Genomic DNA, 24,277 nt, shown 5'->3' on the forward strand with positions numbered 1-24,277 from the left:
TATAAAATTATAATGCCCTAATTTTGAATTAGGGCATTTTTTTATTGATATATGACATTAGAAAATTTACACACTGCATTTTTAAAATCATCAGGCATTAGCACAGATTCTAGAAAAATCAAAAAGAATCAAATCTTTTTCGCTTTAAAAGGCGACAATTTTGATGGCAATCAGTATGCTCGAAATGCAATTGATCAAGGTGCAAAACTTGTTGTTATTGATGATGAAAAATACAAGACAGATAAAACTTTTTTGGTTGATGATGTACTTCATTGTCTTCAGAATTTAGCACAATTCCACAGACGTTATTTAAATCTCGTTATTATTGCGATAACAGGTAGCAATGGCAAAACGACTACAAAGAACTTGATTAATGAAGTTTTATCTCAAAAATTTAAAGTTAAAGCGACTGAAGGCAACCTTAATAATCACATAGGTGTTCCGCTGACATTACTTTCTTTTAACACAACACATGAAATTGGCATTGTTGAAATGGGCGCAAATCATCAAGGAGAAATCAAAGCGCTTTGTGAAATCGCTGAGCCAAATTATGGTTATATCACAAACTTTGGTAAAGCTCACCTTGAAGGTTTTGGTGGTATTGAAGGCATTATCAAAGGTAAAAGCGAACTCTACGAATATCTGATAAGCGTTAATAAAAAGATATTTATCAATGCTGATGACCCAATTCAGGTTGCTAAAACACAAAAAGCTAAAGTTTACACAATTGGTGAGGACACACTCTCTGACTGTCGTGTCAAACTGGTAGAAGCAAATCCAAATGTTAACATTGACTTCTGCGGAAAAAAAATTAATAGCCAACTATTAGGTGCTTATAATTTTAAAAATATCTCTATTGCAATAGGTTTTGGTATTTATTTCGGTGTTGAATTTAAGGCAATCAAAAAAGCCGTCGAAAGCTACAAACCAGAAAATATGCGATCTCAAATAATCATCAAAAATGATATTAAAATATTATTAGATGCTTACAATGCAAACCCTACCAGTATGGAAGCAGCTATCTCTGCATTACAAAAAGTAAAGTCAGCGCATCACTCTGTTATTTTGGGAGACATGTTTGAAATCGGCAAAACTAAAAATGAAGAGCATCAAAAAGTCATAGACCTTGTTTTAGATCAAAACTTTCAAAACATCATTTTGGTTGGCGAAACTTTTTATCAATTAGCAAGTGATCTTAAAAATATCAATGCTTATCAAAATGTAAACGAATTAATTAAAAATCTTAATCAATTTGATTTTGACCAGAATATCATTTTAATAAAAGGCTCAAGAGGAATGCAACTCGAAAATTTAGTTGATGCACTCTAAAAAAGTAAAACAACCTAAAGTCAGTTTTCAAGAAATCAATAAAATAGCAATTCCTGCTATTATTGCTGGTGTCGCGGAGCCTCTGATTTCATTAACAGATATTGCTATTATTGGTAATGTCAACGAAAATTCTGTAGAGGCTTTAGCAGCAGCAGGAATTGTTGGCTCTTTTTTATCTGCATTAATTTGGGTTATTGCTCAAACCAAAACTGCAATTTCGGCAACTGTTTCTCAACACTTGGGCAACAACAGGCTTCATGCAGTAAGGACTTTAGTTCCGCAAACGCTTTATTTTAATCTTGGTTTGAGTTTGATTATTTATATCACAACAGCCTTTTTTGCTGAATTAATTTTCTCTGCTTACAATGCAGAAGGCTTAATCCTACAATACACAAAATCTTATTATAGAATTCGTGCCTTGGGCTACCCGTTCACCCTTGTTACCTTTGCTATATTTGGCGTTTTTAGAGGTTTACAAAATACGCTTTGGGCTATGAAGTGTAGTCTTGTTGGTGCAGCTGTGAATATTATATTAAGCTATATTTTGGTATTTGGTATTGAAGGCATTGTACCTAGTTATCATATTGAAGGTGCAGCAGTTGCCAGTGTCATTGCCCAATTTTCGATGTTGTTAATGGCAGTTTATTATTATTTAACCAAAACAAATTTTGGATTTAAGTTAAGGAGAAAAATCAATCCAAATCTGAAACCATTGCTCATCATGAGCTTTAATCTATTTTTAAGAACCTTAGCCTTGAATATCGCAATTTATATGGCCAATGCTTATGCAACTGATTATGGAAAATCTTTTATAGCAGCGCAAAGTATCTTGATGAATATATGGCTATTTTTCTCTTTTTTCATTGATGGTTATGCAAATGCAGGAAACGCAATAGGCGGAAGATTATTAGGCGCAAAAGCTTATCAAAAGCTATGGTTACTGAGCAAAGATATCAGTAAATATGCTGTTATTATAGCTGTGAGTTTATCCTTGATTTGCTTTTTGTTTTACGATCAAATCGGTTATTTTTTTAATAAAGATACTGAGGTTTTAGCTGCGTTTTCAAGTGTATTCTGGATTGTACTTCTCATGCAGCCAATCAATGCAATTGCATTTATGTTTGACGGCATATTCAAAGGATTGGGAGAGGCCAAATACTTAAGAAACGTTTTGCTTATCGCAACCTTTTTAGGCTTTGCTCCCACACTATTAATCTGTGATTATTTCAATCTAAAGTTGCATGGTATTTGGATTGCCTTCACAGTTTGGATGCTCATACGAGGCGGAGCTTTGGTTATTCAATTTAGGTTAAAATATTTAAATAAAGCTTAAATCAAGGTTTTAAGCTGAGAAAGACAAAGAAAAGCTTTATCTTAAATTAATCAATAATGAAACATTTAGTTATGCAACAAACACATCTTCCTAAACCTCAGGAAACTCAAAGATTTGAAGACGGTTTTGATCTTGAGATTTTCCTAAGTGATAACTGGCACTATATTCTAATCTTTCTAGTGATTTTGGCTCTTGTGATCATAGATTATAAGAGAAAACAAAAAGCACGTCAAAAAGCAAAAGAAGAAAAAGGGAAAAACTGAAAAGGATGTTCGGCTAAAAGAATTCATTTTTAATTTAATAACTTCATATCAAAATGAATGACACATGAAAGCATCAGAAATCTTGGTCAAGAAATCTAGTGATGAACTTGAGAGTTTTGATTTGGAAAAGTTAAAATCCTCTCTTAGAAGATCCATGGCCACTAAAAATGAAATCGATAAAATTATCAACGAAATTATTCCGCTTTTATATGATGGAATTTCAACTAAAGAGATTTATAAAAAAGCTTTTACATCTCTCAAAAAGCTCAATAGAGTTTCAGCTTCTCGCTACAGTTTAAAAAAAGCAATCTTTGATCTTGGTCCAACAGGATTCCCTTTTGAACGTTTAATAGCTGCATTGTTACAAAACAATGGTTTTGATACTGAAATTGGCAAAATTATACAAGGGAAATGTATTTCTCATGAAGTCGATGTACTAGCATATAAAAACAATAACATTTATGCCGTTGAGTGTAAATTTCATTCCATAAAAAAATCAATAAGCAATGTAAAAGTTCCACTTTATATCAATTCAAGATTTATCGATATTAAAGAGCGTTGGGAAAATGATGATAATGAAAACACAAGCTTAAAACAAGGATGGCTAGTGACAAACACGCGTTTTTCTTCAGATGCAGTTCGATATTCAAAATGCGTTGGCCTACATTTATTAAGTTGGAACTATCCTGAAAATAACGGAATAAAACACAATATCGATAAATACGCTCTCTACCCTATTACAACTTTGACGTCTTTAACAAAGCACGAAAAGAATCTCATTATTGAGAATGATATTATTTTAACTAAAGAACTTTATGCAACACCTGAAATCTTGAACAAAATCGGTGTTTCAAAAGTTAGAAAAAAACGTATTATCAGCGAAGTCAAATATCTCTGTAATCTTTAAATCCATTCATTATGTCAGAAGTCAATCAGAAATCGGTTAATCAAACAGGAGTCAAAATTCACTTTTTGGGCGCTGCAAGAACTGTGACAGGTTCAAAATATCTTATTGAAACATCAGAAAAAAATATAATGGTTGATTGCGGCATGTTTCAAGGACTTAAAGAGCTGAGAGAGAAAAACTGGGAGAACTTGCCTATTGATGTTTCAACTATTGATGTTGTTCTGCTAACCCATGGACATTTAGATCATACTGGATATCTACCGCGCTTAATTAAACAAGGTTTTAAAGGCCATATCATTGGTTCTGAACCAACTCTAGCAATTGCTGAAATCATACTTCTGGACAGCGCAAAAATTCATGAGGAAGAAGCTGAAAAGGCCAATAAAGAAGGTTACTCCAAACATGAGCCTGCTCAACCTTTTTATACAATTCATGACGCAAACAGAACTATTCATCGATTCAAATCGGCAACTAAAGATCAATGGCATCAAATTAGTGAAAATATTCAGTTTCGGTTTAAGTACAACGGACATATCATCGGTTCTACTTTTATTGAATTATCCATCGAAGGAAAAACAATTGTATTTTCAGGAGATATAGGTCGTTTAAAAGATCCTTTACTTCATCCTCCATTAAAGCCACAGAAAGCTGATTTTCTCATCATGGAAAGCACTTACGGAAACAAGTTACATCCAGATCAAGATGTATCACAAAAACTCATTCAACTGATTGATAAAACAATCAAGAATAAAGGAAATCTGATAATTCCCTCTTTTGCTGTAGAGCGCTTACAGACATTAATGTTTATCTTATGGAAATTATACTTAAAAAATAAAATTCCAAACATTCCAATTGTTATTGATAGTCCTATGGGAAATAATGTGCTCTCAGTTTTTGAGCAATTTTCTGAGTGGCACAAATTAACCACACATGAATTTAAGGCGATGAATCAGCGTATGCAAATTGTAAGTTCTTACAAGGAAACTTGGGAAACTATTGATGATCCACGTCCTAAAGTTGTCATTGCTGGTAGTGGCATGGTTACCGGTGGTCGAGTTTTAACCTACCTAAAACAAATGATCGATAAATCTAACACCAGTATTTTGCTCGTTGGCTACCAAGCTGAAGGGACAAGAGGTCGACAATTGCTAGAAGGTGCCAACGATCTAAAGTTTTTTGGAAAATTTTACCCAGTTAAAGCTGAAGTTCACCATATTGAAAGTTTATCAGCTCATGCAGATCAAGCAGAGATTCTAGACTGGATTTCTGAAATTAAAAACTCACCTGAAAAAGTATTTCTTGTTCACGGTGAACCAACAGCTCAAGATGCGTTGCGCGTTAAGCTTAAAGACAAATTTAGCTGGGAAATCCTCTCACCAAAACTCAATGAGATTATAGAATTACAATAAATTCAACCCGTTAAAGATTCAATATTCACCTTTACAAATCTTAATAAAATATTAATTTATGTAACAATAGTTACTTACGTAAAGATTTAGTAATCTTAAATTGCCTGTATCTAATCGATTGACATGCAATTTATTAAACTTAAAAAATTGCACATATTACAATCGTTAGTTCATAAAACTTAAAACTATGGCTAAAATAGTAATATTAGGAGCAGGCATTTCGGGACATGTTGCAGCATCTCATTTAAGAAGAAAGTTAAGTAAAAAACATGAAGTTGTTGTTGTTTCCCCTAACAGTAATTATCAATGGATCCCGTCTAACATTTGGGTAGGAGTTGGAAGAATGAAATCTAAACAACTACTTTTCCCACTTGCACCGCTTTATAAAAAGAAAAATATACTCTTTAAACAAGCTAAGGTTGTCACCTTTCATCCAGAAGGCGATGAAAATATGGAACAGCCCTACGTTATTGCAGAATATGTTTCTGAAGATCAAAAAGGGAAAACTGAAAAAATCACTTATGATTATTTGATTAATGCCACTGGACCAAAGTTAAATTTTGATGCTACAGAAGGACTCAAACCAGGAACTAATAAAACATTTTCAGTATGTACATACACACATGCTGAACACGCTTGGAGTAGTTTAGAGAAATTAATTCAAGAAATGAAAAATGGCAAGAAAGTTAAAATTGCTATAGGTACTGGCCATGGAAAATCTACTTGTCAAGGTGCGGCATTTGAATACATTCTCAATGTAGATCAAGAATTAAGAAGACATAAAGTCAGAGATATGGCAGAACTCACATGGATCTCAAATGAGTACAGCTTAGGAGATTTCGGAATGGACGGAATGCTACTCAGTTACGGAAGCAACATCATGAAGTCACACGAGATGATTGAAATGGTTTTTGAAGATCGTGATATCAAATGGATTTTAGGAGCTGCTGTCAATAAAATTGAGGACGGAATAGCTCATTATGAAAACTTGGAAGGTGAAAAAAAGTCAATTGAATATGATTTCGCCATGCTTATCCCAGCATTTTCAGGTCATGGATTTAAAGCTTATGATAAAAACAACAATGATATCACCGAAAAACTTTTTAAAGGATTTATGATTGTTGATGCTGACTATACACCAAAACCCTATGAAGAATGGAGAGTTCAAGACTGGCCTGAAACCTATCAAAATCCGAGTTACGAAAATATTTTTGCTCCAGGGATTGCCTTTGCGCCTCCACACAGTATTTCTAAACCTAGAAAAAGCAAAAACGGAACTGAAATTTTCCCAGCACCACCAAGAACAGGAATGCCATCAGGGATAACAGCAAAACTAGTTGCAGACAATATCATTGATAGCATAAATCAAGGTGTTGAAAAAAGAACACATAAAGGGTCTATGGGAAATATGGGAGCTGCTTGTATAGCATCAGCAGGCTTTGGCTTAACCAAAGGCAGTGGCGTCAGTATAACAACTTTCCCTGTTGTTCCAGATTATGAAAAATATCCTGACACACAAGGAAGAAAGCTAGGTAAAACATTTGGAGAAATTGGTTTAGCAGGTCACTGGTTAAAACTAACACTACACTATGCTTTTATGTATAAAGCTAAAATGAAACCCTTTTGGTATTTATTGCCAGAATAAAATTATAAAAAATACATTATGACACGACGAATATCAAAATACAAGCGATTTGTAATGATGAACCCCATCATACAGTTTTTCAAATATATTTATTTAAGCCTAAAGGTAATGCTTATCGTTGCTGGAGGACATGGCGGAACGCGTAAGAATGTCAATTAAAAGAATTTTAGACAATCTCAATTGACTTTACTTATGTTTTCAAAAAGCCGTCTCACTTATATAGTAAGACGGCTTCTAATTAACACTATAAACTAATTCTATTAATCAAAAAACCCGAAAATCAGTTGATTTTCGGGTTAATCTTGTTGGCCTACTAGGGCTCGAACCTAGACTCTTCTGGACCAAAACCAGATGTGTTGCCAGTTACACCATAGGCCACAATTTCGGTTTGCAAATATAAACTCTATTTCTGATTCTCCAAATAAAAAACAGAAAAAAATTAAACTTTTTTAAAAAGCTTTATTTATTAGATATTCATAAAGGTTCAATAACAGGGATTTACTTTTAATTATAATCCTTATTTTCGCCTCAAATAATTTTAAAAAATGAAGCACATTAATTTCTCTTTTTGGAATAAATTACTGGCATGGGTTGCATTTGCAATTGCTTTGATCACTTTTGCGTTAACTGCGGAACCGACTGCTAGCTTCTGGGATGCTGGAGAATATATATCAACATCTGCAAAACTTCAGGTTGGGCACCCTCCTGGCGCTCCTTTTTATCAAATTTTCGGTGCATTTTTCTCCATGTTTGCTACAGATGAAACTCAAATCGCCTTTATGGTTAATTTGATGTCTGGTGTAGCTTCTGCATTTACTGTGCTTTTCATGTTTTGGTCTATTACTCTTATTCTTAAGAAAATTGTGAAGAATGTAGATCAAAGCTCTAATGCGACTAAAATAGCTGTTCTTGCAAGTAGTTTTATTGGAGCGACAAGTTTCACTTTCACTGATAGCTTTTGGTTCTCTGCTGTTGAAGCTGAAGTTTACGCCATGGCAATTTGCATCATGTCAGCGATGTTCTACGTCGGTTTACTATGGGAAAGAGATATGCATAAGCCTCGTGGTAACAGATGGTTTATTTTAATTTGCTTGATGATTGGTTTATCATTTGGTGTGCATTTTATGGGCTTATTGACAATACCTGCCATCGGATTGCTTTATTATTTCAAAAACACTAAAAAAGTAACCACCAAGAATTTCATCATTGCTCACGTTATTGTTGTCGCAATTTTACTATTTATCTTTAAATTTCTATTACCCTACACATTAACTCTTTTTGGTACGATTGAAGTTTTTGTCGTTAATAATTTCGGCTTACCATTTCACTCAGGGACAATCTTGACAGGAATCGGCTTAATTGCTTTGATCTATTTCGCTTTGCGTTACACACGTCAACACAATTATAAACTCATCAATACCATTATTTTAGGAATCCTGTTTATTTTTATAGGTTTTTCAAGTTGGATCATGCTTCCTATTCGTGCAAATGCAGGAACAGTGATTAATGAAAATAACCCAAGCAGTGCGCGTGCACTTCTCGCCTATTACAACCGTGAACAATATCCTGAACAAAAACTTTTTTATGGCCCTCAATTCACTGAAGCTTTTGCTGGTTTAGATCCAGATAATCCATATTTCGACGACGAGCCTTTGTACGAAATGGACAGAGAAAAAGGTGAGTATGTGATCGTTAATAATTACAAAAATCACAATCAAAATACTGATGATGCACATAAAGCATTTTTAGCGAGAATGTGGAGTACTGAGCATGCTGAAAATTATCTGAAATTTACTGGACCACTCGAAGTCAACGTCAAACAGGAATATCTTGGAGAGCAAGAACTTGTTAACAGCGTCCGAAAAATTAATAATGATTATGCGCTTGGCAAAATTTCAGATGAAGAATATGTTGGTTTTTTAAAGCAAATTTCACAATACGTGAATATCGGCAAACCTTCAACTGCCTCTAATTTCAATTATTTATTCCAATTTCAAATGGGATATATGTATTGGCGATATTTCATGTGGAACTTTGTTGGTCGACAAAATGATACACAAGGAAAATTGACTAATTTCAATGGAAACTGGCTGAGTGGCATTGATTTTATAGATGAAATGTTTATCGGCAGCCAAAAAAATCTTCCAGATGAAGTGAAGTATAATAAAGCGAGAAACACTTATTTCTTCTTACCACTAATCTTAGGAATTATCGGACTCATATTTCATTTTAGAAAAGATATCAACTTCTTTTGGGTCTTGATGGTTTTCTTCTTATTTACTGGAATTGCCTTAAAAATATATCTTAACGAACGTCCATTTGAGCCACGTGAACGCGATTATGCTTTAGTCGGTTCATTTTATGTATTTGCTATCTGGATTGGGATTGGCGTATTTGCAATCTTTGATTTTCTAAAAGATAAAATTTCACCTAAAATAGTCGCTCCCCTTGTTGGTATCGTCTGTTTAATAGCCGTTCCTGGACTGTTAGCGCAACAAAATTGGGATGATCACGATAGATCCGATAGATATACAACTCTAGCGATGGCTAAAAAATATCTTGATGCTGTCGAAGAGAACGGCATACTATTTACAATAGGTGATAACGATACTTTTGCCCTTTGGTATGCGCAAGAAATTGAAGGCTATCGCCGAGATGTGCGAACGATTAACACCAGCTTGTTTGCGACAGATTGGTATATTGACCAGATGAAGCGAAAAGCTTACACATCCGATCCAGTTAAAACAATTCTGGAGCATGATGACTTTGTTTATAGTGTAAACGACGCTGTTTTTTTTAGAGAAGATCCACGATTCCCGGAAAGATTAAATATCAAAAAATGGATGCAATACATAAAAAGTGATAATCCTTCTACAAAAGAGGAATTAGAAAATGGACAAATTTACAATACTTTTCCAACTAAAAAACTGAGTTTACCCGTCAATATTGACAATGCAATTGTAGCTCAAAGTTTAGATGAAAAAGATAGAAATAAAGCGGTTGACACCATCAATTTCACTTTAGGAAACAATGTTATTTACAAGAACAGAATGATGATGCTTGATGTTCTCGCCTCAAATGAATGGGAACGCCCAATTTACTTTACTGGAGGAAGTTATTCTGATGCTGATTATATCTGGTTAAAAGATTATTTACAGCTTGAAGGTATTGTTTATAAACTCACACCCATCAAAACAAAAGTGAATCCTGAAAATCCTTTTGATATGGGACGTATAGATTCTGACAAAATGTACGAACAAGTCATGCAATGGGAATGGGGCAACTTAGGAAGTGACAAAATTTATCACGACCCTGAAACACGTAAAAATGCAATTACTTACAGAAGTAATTTGGCAAGACTCGTTGAAGTTTTATTGAAAGAAGGTAAAAATGATAAAGCAGAAAAAATTCTTGACTTAGCGATGGAAAAAATGCCAGTAAAATACTTTGGCTTTGATTCATTGTTAGAACCTTTTATTTTAGGCTATTATGAAATAGGAAAACCTGAAGAAGCCAGAGAGATATGGTATGAGGTTGCAACAAAACATCAGCAATGGCTCACTTATTATTCTGGTTTAAAACAAGAAAATCAAATCGATGCTTTTCAAAATATCTATGGCGAAATTGAGAAATACAGGAGCTTAGTTGACATTCTTGTTATTGCGCAAGATGAAGAAATCATGAAAGATGAAGCAACCAAATTTAATGGATACATAGATATGTTTGCTCATTTCTTTAATGATCAACCAGAAAGTGAAATTCCTGTTGATGAAATCGACAATCTTTCAAATGATCAACAGAAAGACTCTGTTAACCTTTTTGAAGGCACAGAGATGATTTCAAATTAAAAATATGAAAAGCAGTGTTTTTCTGAAACTTCTTTTTCCAAAAAGACACTGGAAAATAAAACCTCATCATCAAAAGATATATCTCACTTTTGATGATGGGCCAATTCCAGAAGTAACACCATGGGTTCTATCGCTTTTAAAAAAATATAACGCTAAGGCAACTTTTTTTTGTATTGGTGAAAACATCGAGAAGCACCCTGATGTTTTTAAACAAATTATTGCTGATGGTCATGCAATAGGGAATCACACCTTCAATCATTTGAATGGCTGGAAAACCTCAACAAATGATTATCTCAATAACATAGTAAAGACACAGAACATCATAGAATCTCATGGCGTAAAAACAAAATTGTTTAGGCCACCTTACGGAAGATGTACAAATAAACAAACTCACATATTATTGGAGCAAGGAAAAGAAATCATTATGTGGGATATTCTCACAAGGGATTATGATCAGGGAACCTCTAAAGAAAAATGTTTAGAAATCTATCATAAAAACCATGAAGTTGGAAGTGTTGTTGTACTTCATGATAGCTTAAAAGCTTATCTAAATCTGAAGCATATTTTACCTCGGATATTAGAGTCGAAACCTGCTCATCTTAATTTTGATAAAATCAACTTATAAAAAAAGCTGCTAAGAAATTGTCAAAGCAGCTTTTGATCTTTAGTTTATCTAATAACTATTGAATTGGTTCAGCTTTAAAGCCAATCTCTATCAACGCATCAGAGACTTCTTTTTCAGAAATTGAATCTGATTTGACTGTTAATATTTTATCCTCATGGCCTGTGTCAACTTCCCAAGAATTGATTTTGTCATGATTATCTAATATTGGTTTCACTTTAGAAACACAGTTACCACAGTTTATTGTTGATTTAAATTTTAAAGTTTTCATGAATTTCATTTTTTAATATTAAAGTTTGATTTGTTTTAAACGTAAGCTATTTGTCACAACAGAAACACTACTAAAAGCCATTGCAATACCTGCAATCATTGGGTCAAGCAAAAATCCATTAATCGGATAAAGAATACCTGCTGCAATCGGAATACCGATGATGTTGTAAATAAATGCCCAAAATAAATTCTGTCTCACGCCTAAAACAGTTTTATGTGATAGCTTTAAAGCTTGAGGAATTTTCTTTAAGTCGGATGTGGTTAAAGTCATTTTAGCTACTTCCATAGCCACGTCAGAGCCTTTACCTATTGCAATACTCAAATCAGCTAAAGCTAAAGCTTCAGAATCATTAATACCGTCTCCAACCATCGCAACTATTTTTCCTTCTGATTGAAGTTTTTTAACGAAAGCGGATTTATCAGCTGGCAAAACCTCAGCTTGATAATTTTTGATACCAACAGTCTCAGCAACGGCTTTAGCAGTAGGCTTATTATCACCCGTTAGCATGTAGATCTCGTGACCTTTACTTTGCAAGTCTTGAATAGCTTCCCTAGAACTTTCTTTGATTTCATCAGCAATACCAAATACACCTAAAACCTTATCCTCATCGCTAAAGTAAATAACTGTTTTAGCTTCATTTTGAAGTCTTTCTGCCTTTTTAGATAAGCTAGAATCTAAATTAATATCTTGATCATTAATCAAAGCTTCGTTACTAATAAAGTATTTCTTGCCAGTCTCAAACAAAGCTTCTACACCTTTACCTGTGATGCTTTCAAAGGATTTCACATTAACCTTTGATAAATCTACTTTATCAAAATAATCAACAACTGCTGAGGCTAATGGATGCTCAGATTCTTTTTCAATTGTTATTAAAGTTGCTTTATAATAATCGATTTCTTGCAATTCCTCCAACCAAATCTCGTCAGTTAACACAGGCTTACCTTCTGTTATTGTCCCTGTTTTATCAAGAATAATTGTATCTACTTTATGCGCAATCTCTAAGCTTTCAGCATCTTTAATTAAGATGTTATTTTCAGCACCTTTACCGACGCCAACCATAATTGCTGTTGGTGTTGCCAGGCCCAAGGCACAAGGGCAAGCGATAACGAGGACAGCCACAGAGGTTAAAATTGCATGCGTGAAAGCATCTTGCCCACCAAAAATCATCCATATAATAAATGTAATCACGGCGATACTCATCACAACTGGCACAAAAATTCCAGCAATTTTATCAACCATTTTTTGCACAGGTGCTTTACTTCCTTGTGCTTCTTTGACCGTTTTAATAATTGAAGCCAAGAAAGTCTCTGATCCTACTTTTTCAGATACAAATTGAAAACTTCCTTTTTGGTTAATTGTTCCTGCATAAACTTTTTCGCCTTCATGTTTTTCAACAGGAAGCGGTTCGCCAGTAATCATACTTTCATCAACATGTGAATGACCTTTACTCACCTCACCGTCAACAGGAATTTTCTCACCTGGTTTTACGGCAATTGTTTGTCCGATTTGAACATCTTTAATCGGTATTTCTTTTTCTGAGTCACCTTCAATAATGCGCAAGGTTTTAGGCTGTAAACCCATCAGCTTTTTAAGTGCTGTTGATGTATTAGATTTTGCTTTAGCTTCTAATAATCGACCAAGCAAAATGAACGTGATAATCACTGTTGCTGCTTCAAAATAAACATGCGCATCTAAGCCTTTGCTTAACCAAAACTGTGGATAAACAGTATTGAAAACACTAAAAACAAATGCAATACTTGTACTTAGTGCAACAAGTGTATCCATGTTTGCTCTTCCTAACTTGGCTTGTTTTATCGCATTTTTAAAAAAATCCTGACCAAACCAAAAGAGAACAGGTAAAGTAAGCACAAGTGAGATCCAGCGCCCAGGAATCCACTCCATAAAAAACATCCCAAAAATAAAAACAGGTAATGTGAAAATAGCAGACCAAATAAGATTCCTTTTCAGTTTCTTATAATCTTTTTGGGCAAGTTCATCGCTAATATCATCAGCGTTTTCTTCATCTAGAATAATATCGAAACCTGCCTTTTGAACTGCTTTTTTAAATTGAGTTTCGTCTTGATTTTGACGGTAATCTATGGCTACAGAATGTGTTGCAAAGTTGACATTTGCAGCATCAACGCCATCAATATTTGAAAGGACAGTTTCAACACTGGAGGCGCAACCTGCACAGCTCATTCCAGTCACTGAAAAAGTCTTTTTTTGAGTTTTTGTTGACATTATTTTATTTCTTTTGAATGTTCAAAGTTCATCAAAAACAAATAAAATCACTTATAGTTTAAGCTGAAAAAATTATGAAATTCTCACGATTTTAAATTTCATCTAAAGATTTGCGATCCTTATTTTGACTTTGTTTGTAAGCTGTTGGCGATTGCCCTGTTTGTTGTTTAAACTGGCTGCTTAAATAAGCAGAACTACTGTAATCTAGTTGATCAGCAATTTCTTTTAAACTGAGTTCATCATACACGAGAAGTTCTTTAACACGTTCCGTTTTTTGTGAAATAATGTAATGTTCAAGTGTCATATTTTCTTGTGAAGAAAAAAGAGAGCTCAAGTATTTATAATCCAAATGCAAATGCTTATTCAAATACGTTGCCCAAGAAGAATCCTCTAATTTTGAGGAGTAATGAATTCTATCGATTACCAGAGCTTTAATGCGTTCAACAAGTGAAGTTTTGTGATCCTGAATCAATTGAAAACCTTGATTCTTTAATTTTTCAGAAAGTTTATTTAATTGAGATAGATTTAATTTTGCATCTAAGTCAACCTCACCTAAGCGTATTTTTTTATAGTTGACATGAAGTTGTTTCAATATAGATTCGACCGCTGAAATACATCGTGGACAGACCATATTTTTGATATAAATTTTTTCTGACATAGAATTAAACTCTATTGAATCCTATCTTTAATTTCTTGATTTTATTCATTCGTCTTCATTCATTTCCCTGTACTTGGACTAAAGAATCTATAATAGAAACTCCCTCAATAACAATCCTATCTCCATATTTCAAACCTTTTAAAACTTCATAATTAGCCGCTTCCTTGTCCCCTAAAACAACTTCTCTCATTTCAAAAACAGGCATATTCTTTTTTGTTTTTAAATAAACGACTGAAGTTTTCCTAGACCTTAAAACGGCACTTGAAGGAATGTAAAATATATTTTCATTCATCGTATTTTGACGAGGAATACTTGCATTAACAAACATACCAGGCTTAAGTTTTTGATCTAAATTAGGCAGATGAACACGAATCCTATTTACAGATTTATTCGAATCTAAGGCTGAATCAATAATTGAAATCTCACCGTCAAAAATTTGATCAGGATAAGCCTCTGTTGTTATTTGAAGCGTTTGACCTTGATTGAAATTTGAAATCTGTTTATCACTAATGTCAAATTTTGCCGAAACTGAATTGAGATTACTCAACTCCAAAATCCCTTGACCTTCTTCTAAGTCATCACCAGTAGAAACCAAAACTTCTTTAATTGTTCCTGATACTGTTGCGTAAATCGGAAAGCGTTTTATCGGATCATTGTTTTCTTCAATACGACGAATTTGTCTTTCGCTGAGTTTTCGATCTTTCAGCTTATTATAAGCTTCAGCATAAAGTTCAGGTTTTAGTTTTTTTAATGCAGCTGCGCTTTTCAATTCTTTTTGAATTTCAATTAAATCAGGAGAATAGATATATGCGATTAAGTCACCTTTCTTCACTTTTTTCCCTTTAAAATCAGCGATCAACTTCTCTAAGCGCCCCTTAAAATAACTGACTTGTGTATTTTGGTTTTCTCTATTAAAAACAATTTCACCAGATAGATTTATATCGGATTTTCCATTTGACAATGATTTCCCGACAACTATGGTTTGAACATCAGCATGAGCCACTTCATTTTCCGAAAGGCGGAATTCATTTGTTGACAAAGTTTCACCGTCTCGATCAGCATGAGAATTTGATTCAGTTTTTTGTGAATCATCTCCAGTAGAAGAGAAAATAAAATAGCCAACGCCAATACCAATTAAAAGAGCGACGATGATATATATTCTGCTTTTATTCATAAGTTGTATACTCTATTAGGCTTTCAAAATTGACTATCTCTAAAGAAAAATATCTCAGGTAACTTTTGACTACCTGAGTATATGAAAATTAAAATTTATTTTGAACCTCTCCACATTTCAACATTTTACTTCCAAAATATGGGTTTCTAATTTCTTTATTTAAACTCAACCAAGTTGCACCACGATCATTATCATACATTGGGCAATATTGCTCATAAATAGGCTCACTAGTACCGACTGTCATTACATACTTCGTCATAATCTCGCTCAAATGATAAAAGTTTTTCCTTTTTTGTTCAAGATTTTTCCCACTATCTATTTTCATCGCAGCTTCCCTAGCATCACTCATGATGCTTTTTGTAAAATCTTTATGCTCATCAGCAACTTTATCATAATTAAAATTATTGATATCAGTGATCAATTTTTCAGTGTTTTTACCAACACCATCCAAATTATCTTTGACAAGCTCATCTTTAACAATCATATAATCTTTTAAAATTGGATCAATATCCATGCGAGCCCAATCAGCTTCACTTATGTTGCTTTCTTTATTGTCAGTTTTTTTCTCTTCTGTTTTTTCAATTTTCTTCTCTGCACCTTCTTCTTTTTTACCTGAGTTTTGGCAAGCAATAAGTGTTGAGCCTATCAAAAGTACGTTTAAAATAAAATTTATTCTTTTCATGTGTTTTGTTTTTTATTAAGGTATAAATTATTCGTTTTCTATAAAAATCTAAATTTACAAAGTAATTTAGTAAAGCGGTTGCTTTATTGTAAAAAGACATCTTCTCTAATTCGTATTTAGGTTCAACTCTTAAACATCAAGAATTAAGTTAAAATCAAAAGCATGATTATTTGTGTCAAATATTAAATGATTTTGCATAAATACTACATGAAAAAAAAATTGGCACTCTCTGAGAAAACACCAAGTTAATAAAGTTTATTAACTAAAATTTAATTTTAATAATTGTGATTTTAATACCTCACTTTGCATGTTAAAACCTGTTTTTCTGAATGCACTTGATTGTAGTTACCTCCCAAATATTGACAAGTTTGAAGATCTCGCATTGACTTGAAATCCACTTGCTGTTTATCATATTTATAGGCATCAGCTAATGTTTTTGTAAAATCCTGATCACTCAAATTAATATTAGCATCTTCCATTGTAAACTGGCATGGATGCTCATAACCTGCAGCATGCGTGATTTCTAGTAACTCTTTTCTGAAGTTTTTAAAATAAAAAAGAGCTCTGATTGATTTCTCCTCAACATTAATGCCTTTTTCAAGCCATTTATTTTGTGTTGTAATACCTGTTGGGCAAGTATTGTTATGGCAAGATTGTGCTTGTATACAACCAATGCTAATCATCGCTTCTCTAGCAACATTAATACAATCAACTCCCATTGAAAAAGCCATCGCTGCTTGAGATGGAAAGCCCAATTTGCCACTACCGATGAAAACAATATCGTCTGTTAATTTATTAGCACTAAATATTTTGTAAATATTTTTGAAGGCTTGCATCCAAGGCACTGAAACATGATCAGCAAAACTTGGAGGCGCTGCCCCTGTTCCTCCTTCACCACCATCAATAGTAATAAAATCTGGTCCTTGTCCGGTTTCTTTCATTTGTTGCGCAAGTAGTTTCCACTGATCTAGCTTCCCTATTGCTGCTTTCACTCCAACTGGTAAACCAGTTTTTTCGGCTACATTTTCAATAAACTGAATCAAGCTTTTAGTATCATTAAAGGCTGTATGATAAGGAGGTGAAATTACATCTTGGTTGAGTGGTATTTCTCTAATTTCAGAAATCTCTTTAGTAATTTTAGAAGCAGGAAGAACGCCTCCTTTTCCTGGCTTCGCTCCTTGTGATAATTTTATTTCAATGGCTTTAATAGTTGGTGTACTATTTACTAAATCAACAAGCTTATCCATCGAGAAATTTCCATTTTTATCTCTAATTCCAAAGTAAGCAGTACCGATTTGCATTACTAAATCACCACCGTTTTTATGGTAAGATGAAACACCACCTTCACCAGTATTGTGATAAGCATTTGACAATTTAACACCTTTATTTAATGATGCTATTGCGCGGCCAGATAAGCTACCAAAACTCATTGCAGAAACATTTATAAGTGAAGCTGGCCGATAGGGTTTGCGACGGCCATGTGCGAGACCCATCACTTTTGCACAAGGCAAGAAATAAGGATCTTTTAGATTAGGATGATGCTCAGGCAATCTGTAAGGCATCATCGCGTTATTGATAAAAATATAATTAGTCCCATCAAAATCTCTGTCAGAACCAAATCCTTCATAATTATTTGCATTTTTTGCTGATGCATAAATCCATCCACGCTGAATTCTATCAAAAGGAAGTTCTTCTCTATTATTAGCAACAATATATTGGCGTAATTCTGGACCAATACTTTCTAACATGTATCGAAAGTGACCAACAACAGGAAAATTTCTTGTTATAATATGATGCTTGTTGAAAAAAACATCTCTAATAGCTACAATGACAATGACTCCTAAAATCCATTGCCACCATGAAATATTTGCAATAAAATCTAGTACTGGTTCCATGATATAGTTTTGTTGAAAAGTTAATTAAATATATTTTACAATTGAGCATCAAGTATTAAAATTTAATAAAGCACAAGGCTTTATTAAATTTTAAGTCTTCATCAATTCTGAGAAAATCTCAAAAGACCTTAATCTTGCGCTTTGATCATAGATGTATGATGTTAAAATTAATTCATCTACTTGAAAACGATCAACAAAATTTTGGGTTTGCTCTTTAACTTCAGTTTTGTTTCCTACAAATGCATATTTCAACATCTGCTTTACACTTGGGTGGTTTCGTAATTTTTCCACTTCTGATGTCATAGCTGTTGGTTTCTGGAGATAATTCATGTTTTGTGTCAAAACACCCAATATCATTTTATACATACTGGTTGATAAATGCAGCGCTTCTTCAGTCGTATCTGCAGCAATAACATTGATACCTGCTATTGTATATGGTTTATTCAAATATTGAGAAGCTTGAAAATTTTGATGGTATATCTGAAGTGCATTTTGTAATTGTGCCGGTGCAAAATGACTTGCAAAAACATAAGGCAAACCCTTTTTTGCTGCTAAATAAGCGCTATCAGTACTAGATCCAAGTATAAAGATTGGAACCTCAACACTTTCAGAAAGATATGACCTCACCGAACTATTTTTATTGCTTTTTGAGAAGTAATTTTGAATTTCCTGAATATCATTCGGAAAACTATGGACTGCAGATAGACGATCGCTTCTAATTGCTTGTGCTGTTCTTTGATCAGTCCCCGGTGCTCTGCCAAGACCTAAATCTATTCTATCAGGATAAAGATGTCCTAATGTTCCAAATTGTTCAGCTACAATTAAAGGTGAGTGGTTAGGTAACATCACTCCTCCAGAGCCTACTCTTATCTCACTTGTACCTTGAGCTATATAACCGATCAAAACTGAAGTTGCAGAGCTAGCAATACTCTTCATATTATGATGCTCAGCCAACCAAAAACGTTTATATCCTAAAGCTTCTGCATGTTGAGCTAAGCATAAACTATTTTGAAGAACTTCTGATACTTTTAATCCTTCTCCAATAGCCGCTAATTCTAATATAGAAAAGGCAACTTCTTTTAATTTCTTTGTCATTTAATCAACTAGATTTATAGCACGAAATTATAAAGAAGTTACCTTAATATTGAAAATGTTTTGTTAACTCATAATTTATGAGAACGCATTGGGTTTTATGAATTTGAAAGTTCTTCTATTTTCTGAATTGTTTCAGAGTCATCTTCGCCTAAACCTTCTTTTTGATATTTTAAAACACCTTGCTGATCAAAAACACTGATTATATTGGAGTGTGAAAAGTCAACAGGAGATATTTGTTTATAACTCACGGCAAGAATCGCTGCAAATTCTCGTGTATCTTCCTCGGTTCCTCTTAAAAAAACCCATTGATCAGAATCCATTTCATTCTCTTTAGCAAAAGATTTTAAACGTTGCGGCGTATCTGTTTCAGGGTCGATACTGACGAAAACATATTTGACATTTTTATTTTTTTCATCAGACACTTTTTTCTGAATATTTCGCATATCGGCCACCAATCTCGGGCATGCTGCTTTACAAGAAGTATAAATCATCACCACAGCAAGCACATCCCCCTTTAGATTTTCAAGCGTTATATCTTCGTTATTTTGCGTTGTCCATTCTGAAGGTAAATGATAAATGGAAAGATCTGGTAATTCTTGACTTTCAGCAGTTACCTCTTGATTATTGTCTGATGATTTTTCATCAGAGCTATTTTTGCAAGCTGTTAAACTGACAACTAAAGCAAAAATTAAATATTTATAAGTTTTCATTGTTCTGATTTTTTTTATCTAATGTTTGAGCGCATCTAAACCCTAAAGTTCTGATATTAAAATTTGCTTTCACACTTCCTCTAAAGGCGTAACGCATAAAAGCTGCATAATTCATTAAATCTGAAGAACCTATGGCTGCGCTTCCACAAAAAAGATTATTATCTTCAGTATTATCACGACGAGATTCACCTGAGATTAAGACTGAGTTAAAGTCTGAAGTCCATTCCCATACCAAACCATGCATGTCGTAAACGCCCCAATAGTTTTTAAAAGTACTTCCGACTTCTTGATTAAAAGCTGCAGGTTTTTCATACCAACTTAAAATGAACTTGTTATAAGAATCTTTTTCTCTTGCATCGGGTGAAGTTTTATCAGCCATTGCAGTATATTCCCATTCATCTAATGTTGGTAATCTTTTACCTTCACATTCGCAGTATTTTTTTGCGGCAAAGTATGAAACGTTAGTCACAGGAGAATTAGGCTTTTCTCCCTTCTTGAGTTCATGATTAGCATTCCAATGCCTTAAATAACTTTCATCAGCAAACAAAGCTTTCACGTTTTCTTTCTTCCATTTTGGATGTGTTTCTACAAATTTCTGAAATTCAGCATTGGTGACAGGATAGACATCTAAAGCAAATTTTTCAACATCAACTTTGATAGAATCACTCCCGTACAAAGGCACATAAGATCCTTTTTCAATAATTGCCATTCCGTCAATGTCTTGAGCTATTGAAATCAGAGGCAAAAGAAACAATGAAAGCTTTGTTATGAATTTTATCATGATGATTTTAAATTTTATAACATTTAAAAATTATCTGCGTTGTTTTTTGACTTGTTCTTCTGTAACAACAGTTTCATTATTATCCCAGCTGTTGTAGATATAAGTCATTACGCTTGCTACTTCACGGTCAGTTAGGTTTTGAGCTGTCATCACGCTATTATATGTTTCGCCATTCACAACAATTTCACCTGTTTTACCGTGAAGAACTATGTCAATCGCACGCTTAACATCTTCATTTAAGTAATCAGAATTTGCTAAAGGAGGAAAAGCACTAGCGATACCTTGACCTTCAGATTGATGACATGCAAAACAAGTTTGAGCGTAAACTTGCTTACCTAAATCCATTTTCTCATCAAAAGATAATTGACCTTTAGGTGGTTTTGAAGCTTCAGCATGCTGTTCATCAGAAATAGGCATTTCTTGAATTGTACCACCTTCAGGTAAATAAATTCCTTCTTGAATGGTTCCTTTATAAACATCTTTTTGATCTTTACCTCCAGCGTTAATCATTCCTAAAGCACCTTTATTAAAAGCTCTAAAGATTGAATGATCCACTAAAATATACTCACCTGGTGCATCGATTTTAAATTCAATCATAGCTGCACCACCAGCGGGAATAAGTGTTGTTTGTACATTCTCATTCACTAAGTCACCACCTTCCAAATTCACTTTGTCAAAAATTTCACCGATGACGTGGAAGCTTGAAACGAGGTTTGGACCACCATTACCAACATAAAGTCTAACTGTTTCGCCAACTTCAGCTGTTAAGGCATTATCTCCAGTTAGAGCACCAACGCTTCCGTTGAAAACAACATAATCAGCGTCTTCCTCGATTGCTTTTTTCATATCGAAAGGTTGTAAACCTGGATTACCATAGTCTCCTTTAGTATAAAAGTCACCTTGCATAATGTAATATTCTCTATCTACAGGTTCAAGGCCTTCTTCAGGTTCTACTAAAATAAGACCATACATACCATTAGCGATGTGCATACCAACTGGTGCTGTTGCACAGTGATAAACATATAAACCCGGATTAAGTGTTTTAAAAGAAAAAACGATTTCACGACCTGGCGCTACAAATGATGAAACTGCTCCACCACCTGGACCATTCACTGCATGAAGATCAATATTATGAGGCAATTTGTTATCTGGATGGTTTTTTAAATGAAATTCAATTTCATCACCTACTTTAGTTCGGATAAAGCTCCCTGGAACTGTCCCGCCAAACGTCCAATAAACGTATTCAACTCCATCTGTCATTGTACCGACTTCTTCTAGGATTTCCATATCTACAGTTAAGCGTTTTGCCGCTCTGTCTCGGGTTGAAGGTGGAACATGTGGTGGCGCTGTCAATTCAGCATCCATTCTGCCATCAACTTTTATTTTTTTGGGATTAACATAAGCTTCATCTTTAGAGTTTTTGTTATCTGCACATGAAACAATTGCAGTTGCACATAACAATAATAAAGATGATTTAAATAAATTCTGAAATTTAAATACATTGAACATAGTATGACATTTTAGGGTTATAATTTCATCTCAAAAATAATAAGACAATCTTGTCCTAATTATGATATTTATCATTAAGTTATCAATAAAGCAAAAAAATATGCCTAAAAAAACATTTGCCGTAAAAATTGCCTAATTTTTGAGAATTCAATATTAAAAATCCCAACCGAAAGTTGTTTGGAACACGTAGTCTGTTTTACTCGCAGTCTCAACAGGCTTATTGTCATAATTGAGCGTGATGCCAAAATTGACGAAGAAGTCTAAAGGCAAATCATATTTGACATCTAGCTTATAATCAAAACGCCAACGTTCAGACTCTGTTAAACTAGGATAAACAGTGGCGGTAGTCATAAGGCTCAAATCGCCGATATCATAAAGGTCAAGACCAGTTCCCAAAAAAGCTTCAGCACTATTATTTTCTTTTTTGACCCCTTCAATCTCAAAGTTTTCATTGTTATATGATGCACCAACTTGTATTGCCCAATATGAACTGTTGGTTTGAATTAAAAACTTACCTACACCTAATTTCCCTAGTGTTCGCAAGTTTATATTTTGCTCAGTGTTAGAAAGCCAAGAGACTTCAGTATGTGTGAACCAGTTTTTTTTCAGATAAAACTGATAAGCTAAAGAAGCATCAAGACGCTTAACAGATTCAGTATTATCTTGACTTGATCGAATATCATTATAATTTGCATTAAGTGACCAGCGTTTAGCGCGATAGCCAATCGTGCTTCTAACACTAAACTGCGAGAGATTATCTGCTTTGGTGAAATTATAACCAACTCCTAAACTCACTTTTATATTACTCAGAAAATCTGTTTTTACGACGTTTAGAAAGACAACATTATTTTTTAAAACAGAAGCTAAAGTATCACCTGCATTTAAGATATGAACTTTATCGCCATCAAAACTTTTGAGAGAACCATTAAAGCGTTCGCCTGATTTAATTGTAATTAAAAATTCACTTTGCGTACGAATAGTCTTCACCTCTTCCCAATCAATTTTAAAATCACTATCGCTGTAATCAGTTTCTATGGTGGCAACACCCTGTTTCATTGATTTTAATTCACCAACAATCACATCATTGTTAGAAAGCACCAATGAATCATTTTGTGAAAATGAATATTGTGACATAAATAGAAGTACAAAAATAATTAATACTCCTAATTTAGTTGAAAATTGAGACATGATAGTATTTTAATTTGAAAGGCAAAACTACTGAAATACTGATGAAATTATTTCAAATTAAAGATTAATATTAACTCTAAACATCTCATAAGTTGAGCAAAAAAAATCCTGTGTTTTCACACAGGATTTTTTAATTAAAAGATATGAAAGTTATAAAGATGGATCTAATTTAGCATCAAATTCCATTCTTAATTTTAAATTTAAATTGTTAGCATCCTCGATACTTTTGAATTTAACAACTAATTTCATGCTATTGGATTTAGCATAATCATCGACATACAAGTCGTCAGTTGGATTCAAATCCAAAATACTAACACCAGAAGGCACATTATCTAACGTAGCAACCTCCTTGTATGGTAAGTTATCAGTTCTTACGCCTAAGGTAACAGATTCTATAAAATCAAAATTCTCTTGATCATCAGCGCTTAAAAGTTCTAGAGACATGTCTTCAAGTTCAACTTCTTTGACCTGATCTAAAGCTTGATCACTTCCTAATTCATCGTCAATCAATTGACGTAAATTTAATTCTTTTTCAATAGGAATTTCAAACAAATTGATTGGCAAGTATTCCAACGATAAATCTGCATTCACAGGAATATCAGTAATTTTAGTCAAGCGGTCAACGACGTCATCGTCACTACTACAAGAACTCACTAAAACTGTCAATAAAATAAACGGTAGAAATAATAAACTTTTTTTCATGATAATATATTTAGG

The 24,277-nt window shown here is 33.7% G+C and carries 21 protein-coding genes and 1 tRNA gene; 9 read left to right on the forward strand and 13 right to left on the reverse strand.

Annotated features, from left to right (window positions below):
• Positions 1–51 precede the first annotated feature (51 nt).
• From BLV84_RS00095 to BLV84_RS12545, 7 genes are all read left to right on the forward strand, one after another.
• The gene (locus BLV84_RS00095; RefSeq protein ID WP_093237662.1) at positions 52–1,329 is read left to right on the forward strand and encodes a UDP-N-acetylmuramoyl-tripeptide--D-alanyl-D-alanine ligase; all 1,278 of its coding nucleotides are present in this window, start codon (positions 52–54) and stop codon (positions 1,327–1,329) included.
• Complete coding sequence (locus BLV84_RS00100; protein ID WP_093237665.1) at positions 1,319–2,662, forward strand: MATE family efflux transporter; 1,344 nt, start codon at positions 1,319–1,321, stop codon at positions 2,660–2,662. The genes BLV84_RS00095 and BLV84_RS00100 overlap by 11 nt, the downstream gene beginning before the upstream one ends.
• A gap of 56 nt (positions 2,663–2,718) precedes the next feature.
• Positions 2,719–2,925: a hypothetical protein gene (locus tag BLV84_RS00105; RefSeq protein ID WP_093237668.1), complete on the forward strand. Its 207-nt coding sequence runs from the start codon at positions 2,719–2,721 to the stop codon at positions 2,923–2,925.
• 64 nt (positions 2,926–2,989) lie between these two features.
• A complete protein-coding gene (locus BLV84_RS00110) occupies positions 2,990–3,832 on the forward strand; it encodes an ATP cone domain-containing protein (protein ID WP_093237671.1) in 843 nt (280 codons plus the stop codon).
• An 11-nt stretch (positions 3,833–3,843) separates the two neighbouring features.
• Positions 3,844–5,241: an MBL fold metallo-hydrolase RNA specificity domain-containing protein gene (locus tag BLV84_RS00115; protein ID WP_093237674.1), complete on the forward strand. Its 1,398-nt coding sequence runs from the start codon at positions 3,844–3,846 to the stop codon at positions 5,239–5,241.
• 187 nt (positions 5,242–5,428) lie between these two features.
• On the forward strand, positions 5,429–6,886 hold the full coding sequence (locus BLV84_RS00120; protein WP_093237677.1) for an NAD(P)/FAD-dependent oxidoreductase: 1,458 nt from the start codon (positions 5,429–5,431) through the stop codon (positions 6,884–6,886).
• 18 nt (positions 6,887–6,904) lie between these two features.
• Complete coding sequence (locus tag BLV84_RS12545; RefSeq protein WP_200796243.1) at positions 6,905–7,045, forward strand: hypothetical protein; 141 nt, start codon at positions 6,905–6,907, stop codon at positions 7,043–7,045.
• A gap of 146 nt (positions 7,046–7,191) precedes the next feature.
• Here BLV84_RS12545 and BLV84_RS00125 read toward each other — a convergent pair.
• Positions 7,192–7,264, reverse strand: a tRNA-Gln gene (locus tag BLV84_RS00125).
• 167 nt (positions 7,265–7,431) lie between these two features.
• On the opposite strand from BLV84_RS00125, the gene BLV84_RS00130 reads away from it, so the two are divergent.
• Entirely contained in the window at positions 7,432–10,734 is a 3,303-nt protein-coding gene (locus BLV84_RS00130; RefSeq protein WP_093237680.1) for a glycosyltransferase family 117 protein, read from the forward strand.
• A 4-nt stretch (positions 10,735–10,738) separates the two neighbouring features.
• Positions 10,739–11,359, forward strand: a complete 621-nt coding sequence (locus BLV84_RS00135) for a polysaccharide deacetylase family protein (protein WP_093237683.1) — start codon at positions 10,739–10,741, stop codon at positions 11,357–11,359.
• Positions 11,360–11,414: 55 nt separating this feature from the next.
• Here the strand turns inward: BLV84_RS00135 and BLV84_RS00140 are convergent, their stop codons facing one another.
• The 12 genes from BLV84_RS00140 to BLV84_RS00195 all read right to left on the reverse strand — a co-directional run bounded on the left by BLV84_RS00140 (position 11,415) and on the right by BLV84_RS00195 (position 24,262).
• Positions 11,415–11,627 (reverse strand): heavy-metal-associated domain-containing protein, encoded by a 213-nt coding sequence (locus BLV84_RS00140; protein ID WP_093238739.1) that lies wholly within the window; start codon positions 11,625–11,627, stop codon positions 11,415–11,417.
• An 18-nt stretch (positions 11,628–11,645) separates the two neighbouring features.
• On the reverse strand, positions 11,646–13,868 hold the full coding sequence (locus BLV84_RS00145; RefSeq protein ID WP_093237686.1) for a heavy metal translocating P-type ATPase: 2,223 nt from the start codon (positions 13,866–13,868) through the stop codon (positions 11,646–11,648).
• A 91-nt stretch (positions 13,869–13,959) separates the two neighbouring features.
• Positions 13,960–14,526, reverse strand: coding sequence for a helix-turn-helix domain-containing protein (locus tag BLV84_RS00150; RefSeq protein WP_093237689.1), 567 nt, complete (start codon positions 14,524–14,526; stop codon positions 13,960–13,962).
• A gap of 55 nt (positions 14,527–14,581) precedes the next feature.
• Entirely contained in the window at positions 14,582–15,700 is a 1,119-nt protein-coding gene (locus tag BLV84_RS00155; RefSeq protein WP_093237691.1) for an efflux RND transporter periplasmic adaptor subunit, read from the reverse strand.
• Between the two features lie 88 nt (positions 15,701–15,788).
• Positions 15,789–16,382 carry a DUF3347 domain-containing protein gene (locus tag BLV84_RS00160; protein ID WP_093237694.1) on the reverse strand — a complete coding sequence of 198 codons (594 nt, stop codon included), beginning with the start codon at positions 16,380–16,382 and terminating at the stop codon, positions 15,789–15,791.
• 290 nt (positions 16,383–16,672) lie between these two features.
• On the reverse strand, positions 16,673–18,277 hold the full coding sequence (locus tag BLV84_RS00165) for an FMN-binding glutamate synthase family protein (RefSeq protein WP_093237697.1): 1,605 nt from the start codon (positions 18,275–18,277) through the stop codon (positions 16,673–16,675).
• 90 nt (positions 18,278–18,367) lie between these two features.
• Positions 18,368–19,372, reverse strand: coding sequence for an LLM class flavin-dependent oxidoreductase (locus BLV84_RS00170; RefSeq protein ID WP_093237700.1), 1,005 nt, complete (start codon positions 19,370–19,372; stop codon positions 18,368–18,370).
• A 95-nt stretch (positions 19,373–19,467) separates the two neighbouring features.
• Positions 19,468–20,082: an SCO family protein gene (locus BLV84_RS00175; protein WP_093237703.1), complete on the reverse strand. Its 615-nt coding sequence runs from the start codon at positions 20,080–20,082 to the stop codon at positions 19,468–19,470.
• Positions 20,069–20,863, reverse strand: a complete 795-nt coding sequence (locus BLV84_RS00180) for a formylglycine-generating enzyme family protein (protein WP_234953055.1) — start codon at positions 20,861–20,863, stop codon at positions 20,069–20,071. Before BLV84_RS00180 ends, BLV84_RS00175 begins: the two co-directional genes overlap by 14 nt.
• Before the next feature lie 30 nt (positions 20,864–20,893).
• Positions 20,894–22,372 (reverse strand): copper-containing nitrite reductase, encoded by a 1,479-nt coding sequence (nirK, locus tag BLV84_RS00185; RefSeq protein ID WP_093237706.1) that lies wholly within the window; start codon positions 22,370–22,372, stop codon positions 20,894–20,896.
• Positions 22,373–22,525: 153 nt separating this feature from the next.
• Positions 22,526–23,560, reverse strand: a complete 1,035-nt coding sequence (locus tag BLV84_RS00190; RefSeq protein ID WP_093237709.1) for a DUF481 domain-containing protein — start codon at positions 23,558–23,560, stop codon at positions 22,526–22,528.
• Positions 23,561–23,710: 150 nt separating this feature from the next.
• Positions 23,711–24,262: a hypothetical protein gene (locus tag BLV84_RS00195; RefSeq protein WP_093237712.1), complete on the reverse strand. Its 552-nt coding sequence runs from the start codon at positions 24,260–24,262 to the stop codon at positions 23,711–23,713.
• Positions 24,263–24,277: the final 15 nt, after the last annotated feature.

The sequence above is a fragment of the Psychroflexus halocasei genome, from assembly GCF_900107595.1.
GTDB lineage: Bacteria > Bacteroidota > Bacteroidia > Flavobacteriales > Flavobacteriaceae > Psychroflexus > Psychroflexus halocasei.

Coding starts and splice junctions, on each gene's coding strand:
- BLV84_RS00095 (WP_093237662.1), top strand. CDS start 52: ATGACATTAGAAAATTTACACACTGCATTTTTAAAATCATCAGGCATT.
- BLV84_RS00100 (WP_093237665.1), top strand. CDS start 1,319: ATGCACTCTAAAAAAGTAAAACAACCTAAAGTCAGTTTTCAAGAAATC.
- BLV84_RS00105 (WP_093237668.1), top strand. CDS start 2,719: ATGAAACATTTAGTTATGCAACAAACACATCTTCCTAAACCTCAGGAA.
- BLV84_RS00110 (WP_093237671.1), top strand. CDS start 2,990: ATGAAAGCATCAGAAATCTTGGTCAAGAAATCTAGTGATGAACTTGAG.
- BLV84_RS00115 (WP_093237674.1), top strand. CDS start 3,844: ATGTCAGAAGTCAATCAGAAATCGGTTAATCAAACAGGAGTCAAAATT.
- BLV84_RS00120 (WP_093237677.1), top strand. CDS start 5,429: ATGGCTAAAATAGTAATATTAGGAGCAGGCATTTCGGGACATGTTGCA.
- BLV84_RS12545 (WP_200796243.1), top strand. CDS start 6,905: ATGACACGACGAATATCAAAATACAAGCGATTTGTAATGATGAACCCC.
- BLV84_RS00130 (WP_093237680.1), top strand. CDS start 7,432: ATGAAGCACATTAATTTCTCTTTTTGGAATAAATTACTGGCATGGGTT.
- BLV84_RS00135 (WP_093237683.1), top strand. CDS start 10,739: ATGAAAAGCAGTGTTTTTCTGAAACTTCTTTTTCCAAAAAGACACTGG.
- BLV84_RS00140 (WP_093238739.1), bottom strand. CDS start 11,627: ATGAAAACTTTAAAATTTAAATCAACAATAAACTGTGGTAACTGTGTT.
- BLV84_RS00145 (WP_093237686.1), bottom strand. CDS start 13,868: ATGTCAACAAAAACTCAAAAAAAGACTTTTTCAGTGACTGGAATGAGC.
- BLV84_RS00150 (WP_093237689.1), bottom strand. CDS start 14,526: ATGTCAGAAAAAATTTATATCAAAAATATGGTCTGTCCACGATGTATT.
- BLV84_RS00155 (WP_093237691.1), bottom strand. CDS start 15,700: ATGAATAAAAGCAGAATATATATCATCGTCGCTCTTTTAATTGGTATT.
- BLV84_RS00160 (WP_093237694.1), bottom strand. CDS start 16,382: ATGAAAAGAATAAATTTTATTTTAAACGTACTTTTGATAGGCTCAACA.
- BLV84_RS00165 (WP_093237697.1), bottom strand. CDS start 18,277: ATGGAACCAGTACTAGATTTTATTGCAAATATTTCATGGTGGCAATGG.
- BLV84_RS00170 (WP_093237700.1), bottom strand. CDS start 19,372: ATGACAAAGAAATTAAAAGAAGTTGCCTTTTCTATATTAGAATTAGCG.
- BLV84_RS00175 (WP_093237703.1), bottom strand. CDS start 20,082: ATGAAAACTTATAAATATTTAATTTTTGCTTTAGTTGTCAGTTTAACA.
- BLV84_RS00180 (WP_234953055.1), bottom strand. CDS start 20,863: ATGATAAAATTCATAACAAAGCTTTCATTGTTTCTTTTGCCTCTGATT.
- nirK (WP_093237706.1), bottom strand. CDS start 22,372: ATGTTCAATGTATTTAAATTTCAGAATTTATTTAAATCATCTTTATTA.
- BLV84_RS00190 (WP_093237709.1), bottom strand. CDS start 23,560: ATGTCTCAATTTTCAACTAAATTAGGAGTATTAATTATTTTTGTACTT.
- BLV84_RS00195 (WP_093237712.1), bottom strand. CDS start 24,262: ATGAAAAAAAGTTTATTATTTCTACCGTTTATTTTATTGACAGTTTTA.